At 66.5% G+C, this 13,072-nt stretch carries 10 protein-coding genes; 6 read left to right on the forward strand and 4 right to left on the reverse strand.

Going from position 1 to position 13,072, the window contains the following annotated elements:
* Positions 1-310: 310 nt before the first annotated feature.
* From EB835_RS07680 to EB835_RS07695, 4 genes are all read left to right on the forward strand, one after another.
* Positions 311-1,345: a hypothetical protein gene (locus EB835_RS07680; RefSeq protein WP_135808886.1), complete on the forward strand. Its 1,035-nt coding sequence runs from the start codon at positions 311-313 to the stop codon at positions 1,343-1,345.
* 124 nt (positions 1,346-1,469) lie between these two features.
* Entirely contained in the window at positions 1,470-2,498 is a 1,029-nt protein-coding gene (locus EB835_RS07685; RefSeq protein ID WP_135808887.1) for a 3-oxoacyl-ACP synthase III, read from the forward strand.
* An 8-nt stretch (positions 2,499-2,506) separates the two neighbouring features.
* Positions 2,507-5,254, forward strand: a complete 2,748-nt coding sequence (locus EB835_RS07690) for an alpha/beta fold hydrolase (RefSeq protein ID WP_135808888.1) — start codon at positions 2,507-2,509, stop codon at positions 5,252-5,254.
* Positions 5,255-5,263: 9 nt separating this feature from the next.
* Entirely contained in the window at positions 5,264-6,229 is a 966-nt protein-coding gene (locus EB835_RS07695; protein WP_135808889.1) for an NAD-dependent epimerase/dehydratase family protein, read from the forward strand.
* A gap of 32 nt (positions 6,230-6,261) precedes the next feature.
* Here EB835_RS07695 and EB835_RS07700 read toward each other — a convergent pair whose 3' ends face one another.
* The gene (locus EB835_RS07700) at positions 6,262-7,287 is read right to left on the reverse strand and encodes a hypothetical protein (RefSeq protein ID WP_135808890.1); all 1,026 of its coding nucleotides are present in this window, start codon (positions 7,285-7,287) and stop codon (positions 6,262-6,264) included.
* Between the two features lie 124 nt (positions 7,288-7,411).
* Here EB835_RS07700 and EB835_RS07705 point away from each other — a divergent pair, with 124 nt between their 5' ends.
* Positions 7,412-9,343, forward strand: a complete 1,932-nt coding sequence (locus EB835_RS07705; protein ID WP_135808891.1) for an acetate--CoA ligase — start codon at positions 7,412-7,414, stop codon at positions 9,341-9,343.
* A 68-nt stretch (positions 9,344-9,411) separates the two neighbouring features.
* Here EB835_RS07705 and EB835_RS07710 read toward each other — a convergent pair whose 3' ends face one another.
* Positions 9,412-10,353 carry a hypothetical protein gene (locus EB835_RS07710; protein WP_135808892.1) on the reverse strand — a complete coding sequence of 314 codons (942 nt, stop codon included), beginning with the start codon at positions 10,351-10,353 and terminating at the stop codon, positions 9,412-9,414.
* Between the two features lie 86 nt (positions 10,354-10,439).
* Between EB835_RS07710 and EB835_RS20600 the strand changes: the two genes are divergently transcribed.
* Complete coding sequence (locus EB835_RS20600; protein ID WP_240688624.1) at positions 10,440-11,000, forward strand: MarR family winged helix-turn-helix transcriptional regulator; 561 nt, start codon at positions 10,440-10,442, stop codon at positions 10,998-11,000.
* Between the two features lie 42 nt (positions 11,001-11,042).
* Here the strand turns inward: EB835_RS20600 and EB835_RS07720 are convergent, their stop codons facing one another.
* Together EB835_RS07720 and EB835_RS07725 are read right to left on the reverse strand one after the other, a co-directional pair.
* On the reverse strand, positions 11,043-11,528 hold the full coding sequence (locus EB835_RS07720) for an SRPBCC family protein (protein WP_135808893.1): 486 nt from the start codon (positions 11,526-11,528) through the stop codon (positions 11,043-11,045).
* A 90-nt stretch (positions 11,529-11,618) separates the two neighbouring features.
* Positions 11,619-13,052, reverse strand: coding sequence for an LssY C-terminal domain-containing protein (locus EB835_RS07725; protein WP_127365059.1), 1,434 nt, complete (start codon positions 13,050-13,052; stop codon positions 11,619-11,621).
* Positions 13,053-13,072 lie beyond the last annotated feature (20 nt).

The raw sequence follows: 13,072 nt of genomic DNA on the forward strand, positions 1-13,072 counted from the left end.
CCGGGTTCCGCCCCCGCGGACCTCGGACGTACCTGGGCAGCCCACGAGACCTCGGACGTACAGTGTTCTGCCCCCGCGGACCTCGACGAGCCCGGATATGCGCGCTTTTCGACTCGCGGGACCGTCGAACAGGCAGCTGCGGGCGATTTGCTGGTCGATCCACGTGGTTCTGGGCCCGCTGAACACGGTGGATCGACCAGCAAATCAGCTCCGAACCGCGCGCCCAAGCGCCATAGAACGTGCTCTGAGCGACATGAGTCCATAGACTGAAAGGAAGACCACCGTTGTCCATCCCCAGGAAGTCACCCTTATGAACGAGCTCGGCGCCGGCATCTCCATCGGAGTCCTCGCGGCTCTCGTCGTCTTCGTCATCTACTTCATCGGAGCGAAGATCGGGCGATGGCAGCCCCGGAACCCCGCAGTCGGGCCGGGCGCTCAGGGCGGCTACCCGCAGGCTCAGGGCGGCTACGGCCAGAACCCCTACACCCAGTCCGGCTACGGCCAGTCGGGCTACACCCAGTCCGGGCGCCCGTGGAGCAGCGAGGATGAGACCCGTGTGCTTCCCAGCAGCGCCCAGGGCTATGACGACGTGGACGGTGAGACGCCGCGGGCGAAGAAGAACGAACTCGCCGCCAACATCCAGCATTCCGGGCAGATGATCGAAGCGAACCGGCGGGCTGCCACCGCGGCCAACGGCGACACCGTCGCAGTGTTCACCTACATCCTCGGGGCGGCACTCATCGCCGTCGTCGCCTTCGTCTTCTTCAACAATCTCCTGCTGCCGGCCACCATCGGGGCGCTGACGGGCGCCATCATCTGCGTCGCTCTCTCGGCGACCTATACGATCAAGCACCTGGACTTCTGGCCGGACAATGCGACGATCTCGATCATCAACCTGCTCGTCGCCCTCGCCGCCTCGATCTTCATGTACATCGGCTCCGTGCAGACGGTTCGCGACAACATCAGCCTGTCCACGATCACGGACTCGTTCGATGCCCTGCCCTTCAGCGACGGCTTCTCGGCCTTCGCCGTGGCCATCGGCGACCGGGTTGTGACATTCTTCAAGGACTTCGGCTTCTTCGGCTTCGTGTTCCTGCTGTTCATGGGCATCGGCTGCATCATCGTGTTCACCCTCGCCGCGAAGTCGCTCATCGACGTCATGGACTGGCGGATCTTCGCCCAGTTCGGCCATAACGTCACCGATCGCCCCATGTCGTATTCGCGTGCCGTGCGCTTCCAGACGAACAAGGTCTCACACACTGTGACCTCGCTCGTTCTTGCGGCCATCGCCGTGCTCGCCGCCACAGGATTGCTCTACGACGGCTTCACCTGGTTCACGCGCTGAGGGACATCTCAGAAACCGGGCGGTAAGATAGGTCCGGAATTCCCCCGTCGTGACGCGTCACGCGCGCGCCCCTGCGGCCAATATCGACACCGACGAACGACCCGAAAAGGGATGAGTACCTCAATTGGCGAACGGCAACGCAACATTTCGGCACTCGAACGTGGCCCTGCTCGGCCTGACCGAGACCCTGGCCCCGAACGAAGTGACCTCGCAGGAATTCGACGAGCGCCTCGCCGATACGCTGTCATCCCTCAACCTGCCGCAGGGTCTGCTCCAACGCGTCGCCGGCGTGTACGCCCGCCGCAACTGGGATGAGCCCCACCAGTTCGCCGATGGTGCGGTCGCAGCCGGAAAGAAGGCCCTCGCCGAGGCGGGGGTCCCTCCCGACGCCATCGGACTGATGGTCAACACCTCCGTCACCCGTGAACACTTGGAACCGTCCGTGGCCGTCGGTGTCCACGCCGGAATCGGCCTCGGCCCGCAGGCGATGAACTTCGACATCGCCAACGCCTGCCTCGGCTTCGTCAACGGCATGACCCTGGCCGCGAACATGATCGACGCCGGGCAGATCGAATACGCGCTCATCGTCGCCGGCGAAGACGCCTCCCGCGTCCAAGAGGCCACGCTGCGCCGCCTCAACCGTCCCGACATCACCCGCGAGGAATACCTCAACGAATTCGCCTCCCTGACACTGGGATCCGGGGCCGCTGCCGCCGTCCTCGGCCCCGCGGACCGACATCCGGAAGGCCACCGCATCCTCGGCGGCATCACCCGCGCGGCCACCCAGCACCACGAACTGTGCGTCGGCGACCACAATGGAATGTTCACCGATACGAAGGGGCTGCTCTCCGGCGGAATGGAACTCGTCGTCGCCGCGTGGGAGGAAGCCCACGAGACCGGTTGGGACTGGCGGGAGATGGACCGCTACGTCATGCACCAGGTCTCCGATGTGCACACGAATTCGATCACGAAGGCCGCGAACCTCGACCCCGACCGGATCCCCGTGAGCTACCCGGAACTGGGCAACGTCGGCCCCGCCTCCCTGCCCATCACCCTGTCCCGTGAGGCCGAGAACCTCAGACCCGGCGACCGCATCCTGTGTATGGGCGTCGGCTCCGGCCTCAACACCGCAATGACCGAGATCGAGTGGTAGAGACCTTCATGAAATTTCCTGCACGGCCGGCCACGATTCCCCCGCAGCTGCCCGAGTGGGACCCCGCCTGGTCCCGAATCGTCGAGGCGAGAACCTCCGACGGGACACATGCGTTCCACGTGCTCGATACCCTGCCCGCCCTGACCGCGGCCGGTGTGGAGCCGGCGGGCACGATCGTCGCCCTCCACGGCAACCCGACCTGGTCGTATCTGTGGCGTCGGCTGGCCCGCGCCACCGTCGACGCCGCCCAGTCCGGCGGTCGCGCCTGGCGGCTCATCGCCCCCGACCAGCTCGAGATGGGCTTCTCCGAACGGCTGCCCCATTCGGCGATGCCTGACCCGAGGTCCGCCGAGGTGCGTCGGATCGCCGATCGCATCGCTGATTTCGATGCCGTGGTCTCCGACCTGTTCGCCGAGGTGGGCGACAGCGGATCTGCCACCCACCCGATCGTGACGATCGGTCACGACTGGGGCGGGGTCCTCTCGCTCGGCTGGGCGGCCCGCAACACGGATCTCGTGTCCGCCGCGATCAGCCTCAACACGGCCGTCCACCAGCCCGACGATGCCCCGGTGCCCGCACCGCTGCGCGCCACTCTGACCGGCCCCATGCTGCCGACAGCCACCGTGCTCACCGACTGGTTCCTCAAGGTCACCATGTCCCTCGGCGATCTCGATGCCGAGACCAAGGATGCGTTCCGCGCCCCGTACCGTACGGCTGCGGACCGCTGGGCGATCGGCAATTTCGTCGCCGATATCCCCGTCGATGCGAACCATCCCTCGGACCCCGAGCTCCAGCGCATCGGAAAGGACATCGAGGCCTTCGACAAGCCCGCACTCCTCGTCTGGGGCCCGAAGGATCCGGTGTTCCTCGAACGCTATCTGCGGGATCTGCGTCAGCGCCTGCCACAGGCCGATGTGCACCGATTCGAAAAGGCCTCCCACCTCGTCAGCGAAGACCACGATGTTTCCGGCGTGGTCCTCGACTGGCTGAACGCTCAGTTCGATTCGCCGGACACCGTGAACACTCCCACCGAGGCGGCCCCGCCCCCGTCCGAGCGCTCGAGCACGGCCGCCTCGGCGCAGGAATCCGGCCCCGCATCACCCATCCGCGCTGTGACGGCGATCCTTGATGCCCGCAGTGACGACGAGGCGATCGCCTCGGTGGACTTCGCGCAGAACCCGGCGCAGCAGATCACGTGGCACCACCTGTGGCACGTCACCACGTCGATCGCGAACGGCCTGCTCGACCTCGGTGTGAAGCCCGGGGATCGCGTGTCGATGCTCGTCCCGCCCGGCAACAATCTCACCGCCGCGCTCTATGCGTGCCTGAAGATCGGTGCGGTCGCCGTCGTCGCCGATGCCGGCCTCGGTCCGAAGGGGATGACCCGGGCGATCACTTCGGCGGATCCGCAGTGGATCATCGGCGAACTGCCCGGACTCACCCTGGCACGCGCCTTCGGCTGGCCGGGGAAGCGGATCTCCGTCAGCCCGCTCGGGCCCGTCCGCTCCCGGATGTTCAAGACCGAAACGAGCCTCACCGAGCTCTCCCGCACACCGCACAGGGACGAGCTGCCGACCCCGGCAGCGGATGCCGATGCGGCGATCCTCTTCACTTCCGGCTCGACGGGACCGGCGAAGGGTGTGCGCTACACGCATGCGAATATCTCCGCACTGGCAGCGGTGCTGACCAGGGTCTTCGATGTCCGCGAGGGAACCGGTCTGGTGGCCGGCTTCCCACCGTTCGCTCTGTTGGGCCCGGCCATCGGGGCCACCTCGGTGACTCCTGACATGTCCGTGACGAAACCGAAGACGCTGACGGCCACTGCGATCGCCGATGCGATCATCGCCGGCCGGGCGACCATGGTCTTCGCCTCCCCCGCCGCGTACCGGAATGTCGCCGCGACCGCCGCGGACCTCGATGCGCAGCAGCGGGCAGCGTGCGCAGGGGTCGAACTCGTGCTCTCCGCCGGCGCACCCGTGCCCCTGGAGCTCATGGACTCCATCGCCGAAGTGTTCCCGAACGCGTCCATCCACTCCCCCTACGGCATGACCGAAGGTCTGCTGCTCACCGACATCGACCGGGCGGGAGTGGCCGAGGCCGAGGCGACCGGCGGGCTCGGAGTCTGCGTGGGGCGGCCCATCGACGGCGTCGAACTCGCACTGGCGCCGATCGATGAGTCGGGCGAGTCATCCGCTGAGCTGCTGCAGGGAGATGCCGCGCGGAGCCGCCTCGGCGAATTCGTCGTCAGCGCCGCCCATATCAAATCCGGCTACGACAATCTCTGGCGCACCACCGCGGATTCGTCACGCGATGACCTGCACGGCCTGACCTGGCACCGGACGAACGACATCGGCCATATCGACGATGCCGGTCGGGTGTGGCTCGAGGGTCGCCTGCAGCACGTCGTCACAACTGTCCGGGGGCCCGTCGGCCCGGGCGGTCTCGAGGCGCTCGTCGACACCGACGCGCAGGTCAGCCGCAGCGCCGTCGTCGGCATCGGTCCGGTCGGCACGCAGGCACTGGTGGTCGTGCTCGACGCCGAGGGCACAGAGCTCTCACCCGGTCTGGCGCCCTTGGAGCTGACGACACGTCTGCGGGAGAAGGTCGCCGAGGAGGGTGGTCACGATCTGACCGCGGTGCTCGTGGCACCCGTGTTCCCCACCGACATCCGCCACAATTCGAAGATCGACCGTTCCCGCCTCGCCGCCTGGGCCGACAGCGTCCTGGCTGGTGGGCCGGTGCGGGGAAACGTCTGAGGAGCGCAAGTGAGAATCACCGTCACCGGAGCCTCCGGGCTGCTCGGTTCGTCCGTCGCCCACGCCCTCGTCACCGCCGGTCACGAGGTCACGACTCTGCAGCGTCGCCCCTCCGGAGTCGCCGGGGCCACCGATGTGCTGGGTTCGGTGACCGATGCGGAATCGGTAGAGCGGGCAGTCACCGGCGCCGAGGCGGTCGTGCACTTGGCCGCGAAGGTGTCCATGATGGGCGATCCCAAGGATTTCGAAGCCGTGAACATCGGCGGCACCCGCACTCTCGTCGATGCGGCTCGGGACTCCGGTGTGCAGCGTCTGGTCCATATCTCATCGCCGTCGGTGGCGCATACCGGTGATTCGATCATCGGCGACGGTGCCGAACCGGCGTCTCCGGAATTCGCACGCGGTGAGTATGCACGGACGAAGGGGGCCGGTGAGCGGATAGCTCTGGGGGCGGATGCGCCGGACTTCCGCGTGCTGGTCCTGCGTCCCCACCTCATGTGGGGGCCGGGTGACACTCAGCTCACGGAACGGGTCATCGACCGCGCGCGTGCCGGTCGGATGCCGGTGCTCGGATCGGGTGCGGCGCTGGTCGACACGCTGTTCGTCGACAATGCCGTTGAGGCGATCGCTGCTGCGGTGACCGCTGTCGACTCCACCCATGGGGAGGCGCTGGTGGTGACGAACGGTCAGCCGCGCCCCATCGGTGAGCTGATGTCACGCATCGCGATCGCCGGCGGCGCTTCGCAGCCGAAGCTGCGCGTTCCGGTGGCTCCGGCGCTGGCCGCAGGAACCGTGGTCGAAAAGGTGTGGGAACTCGGAGAGCATGATGACGAGCCCCCGTTGACCAGATTCCTCGCCGAGCAGCTGTCGACCGCACATTGGTTCGATCAGCGGCGGACTCAGGAAGTCCTCGACTGGACTCCGCGCATCAGCATCGAAGAGGGTCTGCAGATCCTCGCCGACCACTACGCCTGACCAGATTCGCAGGCCGGAGAGCCGGCAGTGGCTCAGAGCCGGTACTGGTTGTTCTCTTCGGTTGAGGGACCCTCGCGTTGAGGATCCTGAGCATCCTCGGCTCTGTCCTCGGCAGGCTCTTCGTCTGCCGAGTCCGCGGATTCGTCGGCCTCTTCCGGCAGTTTGCCGGCGAGCGCGTCGGCTGACATTCCGGGCTCACCGGTCGGCGGCGCCTCGAGCGAGGAACCGCCGGCGGATTCGTCGAATTCCTCCGGATCGAGCGTCGCCGGATCCTCTGCCGGCCCTTCGAGGCCCGGGTCGGACGACGAGGCAGAGGCAGAGACTCCGGCTTCGTCGTTGTTCAGCTCCGGCGTTGCCGTGCCGTCGTCGTTCTTCGCATCAGCGGCACCGGCCTGCGGGGCGATGGTGGGCCGGGCAGGGACCGACGGCGGCATCGGCGGAGGCGGTGGCACCACTTCAGATGACGTGTCCCCATTCTGCTCCGCTGTCTGCTCGGCTGCGTCTGCCTCGGGAGCGTCTGCCTCGGCCGCGTCTGCCTCGGGTGCATCTGCCTCGGGTGCATTCCCTTGGGCGGATTCCCCGCCCGCGGTCGTCGCCGCAGCCTCAGCCGGGTCCTTCCCTTCGGAAGACTCGCCTTCGGAAGCCTTCCCTTCGGAGGACTCGCCTTCGGAAGACTCACCTTCGGAGGAATCCGCCTCGGCGGCGGTCTCATCGGAGGAGTCCGCCTCGGCGGGTTGGGTGGTCGATCCCGGCAGTGCGCCGTCGATGCCTTCGAGACTCACTCCCGCCTCGGCGGCCAGTCGGGCACGCCTTTCGGCTCGGGCACGGGCCCGCTCGTCTTCGCTCTTCTGCGCCTTCTCCTTGGCCTTCGCCGATTCGCCCTTCGGCGGGGTCGGGCGCACGGCCTCCCAGATGAGCAGGACGATGAGCATAGTCAGTCCGACGATGACACCCATGAGGATCGAACCCCACGGTCGCGCCATCGCGAAGAAGTCGAAGATGGCGTTGAAACCGAACATGACTGCCAGGCCGAGGATCAGTGCAACCAGGAATCTCATATCCCCATTGTGCCCTCTCCTGGCTCGAGTGCAGGGAATTGGGTCCACTTTCGTGCCGCCTCCGCTCCGCCGAGGATGTGCCCCCACCTCGGCACGAGACTGTGCCATGCGTCACAATGGGATCATGAATGCCACCACCGAGAACCCCACCCCCGGCTACGACGACGTCGTGGCCCGCATCGACTCGGACCCCGAGGGGTTCTGGCTCGACCAGGCCACGAGCCTCATCGATTGGGTGAAGGAGCCGACCCGCGCGGTCGATGACTCGAACGCCCCGATCTACCGCTGGTACCCCGACGGCGAGCTCAACGTCTGCTACAACGCGATCGACCGCCATGTCGAGAACGGCCGCGGCGACCAGGCCGCGCTCATCTACGATTCGCCGGTGACCGACACGGTCCGCTCGATCACGTACGCCGAACTCCTCGACGAGGTCTCCCGCTTCGCCCGCGCCCTGTCGGACAAGGGCGTGACCAAGGGTGATCGTGTCGTCATCTACATGCCGATGATCCCCGAGGCGGCCGTGGCGATGCTCGCGTGTGCCCGCCTCGGTGCGATCCACTCGGTCGTCTTCGGCGGCTTCGCCCCGAACGAATTGGCCGTGCGCATCGACGACACCGCGCCGAAGGCCGTCATCTCCACCTCGTGCGGCGTGGAGAAGAGCCGGGTCCTCGAATACAAGCCGATGCTCGACGAGGCCATCGACATCGCGGAGAACAAGCCCGAGTTCACCGTCATCGTCCAACGCGACGAACACCGCTGCGAACTCGGCGAGGCCGACGTCGACTACGCCGAACTGCTCGCCCAGACGCCCGAGGGCATCGCTCCGGTGACGGTCAAGGCCACCGATGAGCTCTACGTTCTCTACACCTCCGGCACCACCGGGAAACCGAAGGGCATCGTCCGCGATTCCGGCGGCTACGCCGTGGCCGGTGCGTTCTCGATGCCGGCGATCTTCGGCCTCCACCCGGGCGACACGATGTTCACCGCCTCGGACGTCGGCTGGGTCGTCGGGCATACCTACATCGTCTACGCACCGCTGCTGGCCGGCGTCACCTCGGTGCTCTACGAGGGCAAACCCGTGGGCACACCCGACGCGGGCGCATTCTTCCGCGCCATCGAGCAGCACGGTGTCAACGTCCACTTCACCGCCCCGACGGCCATGCGCGTCGTGCGCAAGGAGGACCCGAACGGCGAGCTGATGAAGAAGTACGACCTCTCCAGCCTGCGTGCGGAGTTCCTCGCCGGCGAGCGGCTCGACCCGGATACGTACGAATGGACGACGACAACCCTCGCCGAGGCGACCGGACGTGACATCCCCGTCGTCGACAATTGGTGGCAGACGGAGACCGGGTGGCCGATCGCGGCGAATCCGCTGGGTCTGACCCGGTTCCCCCTCAAGCCGGGATCACCGACGAAGCCGGTGCCCGGGTATCGGATCGAGGTCGTCGACCCCGGCGGCACACCCGTCAGAGCCGGGGAGGAAGGACTCATCGTCATCAGGCTGCCGCTGCCTCCGGGCACGATGGCGACTGTGTGGGGTGATGACGAGCGGTTCATCTCCTCGTATCTCGCCGCCTTCGACGGTTACTACCTCACCGGCGATTCGGGTTATCTGGACGAGGACGGCTACGTCTACGTCATGGGACGCACCGACGATGTCATCAACGTCGCAGGTCACCGCCTGTCCACCGGCATCATCGAGGCCGTGGTCGCCTCCCATCCGGCCGTCGCCGAGGCGGCTGTCATCGGTGTCCACGATGAGGTCAAGGGGCAGTCCCCGCGTGCTCTCGTCGTGCTCGGCGACTCCGCCGAGGCGGCCGATCCCGCCACCGTCACCGACGAACTCGTGGCGCTGGTGCGCAAGGAGATCGGTCCGGTGGCCGCATTCAGACGCGTCGACATCGTGGCGGGGCTGCCGAAGACCCGTTCGGGCAAGATCCTGCGCAAGACCATGCGCGAGATCGCCGACGGCGCCGAGAATCCGGCAGTTCCGTCGACGATCGAGGACCGCGCAGTGCTCGACGACCTCTCATCGGTGCTCTCGCGCGGCTGAGAAGTCGGAGGCTTGCGCGTGCAGATGCAGACGCAACCTGGTCGAACCGTGGCGGCCGGCCGTTTCGGCTAGGAGCTGCGTCCTTGTTCGAAGCCCGCGGCGAATCCCCGCTCGAAGGCCTCCTGGACCTCCTGCTCGCGGCTGCGACGCTCATCGGCCCAACCGAAGGGGTCGAATCCTCGTCGGCCCGGACCGAATCCGGGACCGAAGTTCGGGCCGAACCCGCGTCGTCCGCGGCCCCCTGAACTGCGGCCGTCACGATCGCCGCGCCCTCCGTGGGGCCCGTGAGCCTCGTGACGGTCAGAACCGCCTCGGTGGCCGTCATCATCATGGGGGCGTCTGCGGTCATGCGGTCCGTCGTGGCCATCCGAGTCGTCTCCGCATCCCTCGGGGCCGAAGTTCTCAACGATCTTCGACAGCGAGGCCTTGAGGTTCTCGAACTCTTCGGAGGTGAGCACCTCTTCGATGCGATCGCCGACTCCATCGCGCATATCGCGGAAGCGCTGGCGCAGCTCTTCGCGATCGATGTTCTTCGACGGCCCCCATCCGCCCCGGCCGCGCGGCGGGCCATAGGTCACCGGCTCTTCCGGGTAGGCGGCGCCGTCGGCGACCACCTCATCGGCATCCCAGCGGCGGCGGCCTCGCCGCAAGCGCCCGAGGTCGCGAGGGTCGAAACCGGAATCGGCAGCGGCTGAGCGGAACTCGCGGCGCAGCACGTGGCTGAACTCGCGAAGCAGCTGCGGCAGATCGGCATCGGAGTCATCGTCCTTACCTGCGCGGGCATCGTCATCGCTCGCGGGGTCTCCGCTTACGGCCGTGTCATTCTCCGTCGCATCGCCCTGATTCGCTCCCTCGGCACGATCGGCATCGAGGCCCGAGGCATCGTCTGCGTCTGTGTTCTCGCCAGTGTTCAGTGAGCCCTCCTGGTGGTCCGCACCTGGTGCGTCGGCGCCTGCGGGCGGGGTGGTGACGTCGTCATTGTCATCGTTGAAGTCGTTGTGGGCAGTCATGTCATCTCCTTTAGTTGTCATCTGACATGTACATGCAGAATGACATGCAATAGAGGAACATGTCAAGTAACATGTAAAATCGAATCATGAGCACGAACGATGACATTCAGGCGATCGCCGAAGCGCTCACTCGCCTGCAGTGGCGGCGCGGCTCCGGCGGTCCGCGGGGTTTCGGACCTTTCGGAGGTTTCGGTGAGCACGGCGAGCGCGGGGGCTTCGGTGACCGCGGAGGCTTCGGGGGCGGTCGGCACTCGGAGGACTTCCCTTTCGGCGGCAAACGTCATCCCGGCGGACCGTTCGCCGCTCACGGTCGCGGGCGTGCGCTCATCCGTCTGCTCATCTCCCTCGTCCAGGCAGGCACGGCGCTGGGGGTCAGCGCTCTCGGTGATGCGATCGGCGTCGACCAGCCGCGCGCGTCCCGACTTGTGTCCCAAGGTGTCGAGCTCGGATTTCTGCGTCGCGAGGCCGACCCTGATGATGCGAGACGCACCCTCATCGCGCTGACGGACAAAGGTCGTGCAATCACCAACAGGTTCCGCGGTGCTCAGCGTGAGAACGTCGATCAGGCGCTGAGCGCATTCACCGAGGACGAGAGGGCGCAGCTGGCATCACTGCTCACGCGTTTGGCCGACGCTTGGCCGAAGTGACCCGGCCGCTCGGGTCTTCGATGGTGAGGCTCGGGCTGCGGCTCAGCGTTCGGCGAGCTGTTTGAGCCTCTTGAGTGAGGCGAGCAGATTCGCCACCGTCGTCGACTGCGCCCGAGACAGGCGCTGCGGATCGCGCAACTTCGTCCAGTCGTAGATATGGCGAACGAGGACTGAGTCTCCTCCGATCGGTTCGATCTGCCACACCCACTTCTGTCCGAAAGGCTCTCCCCCGACCTCGGAGGGCTTCCAGGCGATGAGCCGCCCCTCTTCGAAGTCGGCGATGTGGTTCTCCCGGTCGACGCCTTTGGTCAGGGTCGTGATGAAGGAACCGCCCGTCCCACGCACTCGCTGCCCCTCGACGGCTGTACCGAGGTTGTCATTGCCGTCCCATTCCGGCTGCCGCTGCGGATCGGCGATGAGTTCAAACACCGCTTCGGCCGGCGCTGAGATTTCGATCTCGGCGGTGACGACCTTGAGTGCCGGGTCGATCGAATCGAAGACGGAGGCATCGGGGATCTGGTCGGTCATGGAGTCCTGCCTTCGTGAGTGTTCCGACCTCGGCGTCGAGGTGAGATGCGGAGTGGTTCGGACACGGTCAGAATACACGGGACCGCAGCGTCAGTCCTCGAGGGCTCGGTCCTGCCGTTCTGCGCGGAGTGCGGCCGTGCTGAAGCGGGTGAACATCCGGGAGGAGTCGCTCGACAGCGCCAGCAGCACTGCCACCTGCATGGCGATCGTCGTCAGCGCATACATGTTCGTCGCCAGGTCGCGGTCCCCCGTGAAGTAGTTCGTCATCGACACGATCACGGAGATCGTCGAGAGAGTGAGGATCCACAGTCTGGCCCGGTTGCTGCCGCGGAACACCGACGCCGAGGCGACGACCTGCAGACACCCGATGAGGAGGCTGACCCCGATGAGCACCCCGGCGACGATGCGTGTGGCCGTGTCGTCGCTCAGCGCCGCAATGTCCGAGCTGTAGCCGACGACTTCGGTCCGCAGTCCGTTCCAGTCGAGGAGTGTGCTGGTCACGTCCCATGCCTGGAAGATCAGGAGGATGAGCACGAGCGCCGCCCCCACGACGGTCTGCAGCGGTCGCTGCCGCCACAGTGTCTTCGTCACCTCGGACACGGTTCGTGACTCGGAGTAGATGCGGGTGGCGTCGAGGGCCAGTTCCAAGCGCTCGGGGTGGTCGGCGTCGTCGGCGACCACCTCGGCGACGTCGACGATCGGCAGGTGCCCATCGGTGATGATCGCGTCGCCGCCGCCGTTGCGGGAGTGGTAACCGGTGGAGAAGTCCTTGATCCGATCGACCGAGATCGCGTCATTGACGGCGGTGACGGTGTCGACGATGTGGTCGCGTTCGACGTCGGTGTTCTCTTCGATCTTATGGGTGAACTGGAGAGTGAACAGGGAGATGCCGACGGCTTTGTCGTAGGTTCCGGCAGCCAGCCAATCGGCTTGGTGTCCGCCGGGCAGCAGCCAGCCGTGCGGGCATTTCCAGAACCGCACGTGGTGACGCTGACCCGGATCGCCGTCGACTTCCTGCTGGTAGGCGAAATCCTGACGTCTGCCGAACAGCAGCAACGGGGACACCGGAGCCTGCGGGTAGCTGCGCTTCGTCACCGTCGACCGGATGATCTCCCACGTCGATGCGGGTGTGATGCTGTCGGCGAGGATCCAGCCGGCCTCCCGCATCGCGTGGTGGATCTGCGCCTCCTCACCGCGCCAGGCGAGGTTGACCGGATCACCGAGCAGACCGTCGGAGGTGCGGGTGCGACCGATGAAGTAGTTCGGCACGTAGATCTGGGACAGGATGCGATGCAGCCTGGGCAGAGCGAGATAGGACAGGACTGCCCAGAACACGAGCAGCGTCAGCACCTGCCACCAGCCGAGGCTGAACCCTTTGAGCAGAATCAGCAGCGCCAGCCAGGTCGATGCCGCACCGGCGAAGAGGAAGAACAGGTAGTCGAGCACCCCGGTGGGTGTGAAGTGGTGTCGCCGATAGACGAACGGCTGCCTCAGCCGCCGTTTCTGCTCACCGCTCACAGTCATGGGTGCCAGTTTAGTCAACC

Source organism: Brevibacterium sp. S22 (assembly GCF_004745485.1).
In the GTDB taxonomy this organism is placed as follows: Bacteria; Actinomycetota; Actinomycetes; order Actinomycetales; family Brevibacteriaceae; genus Brevibacterium.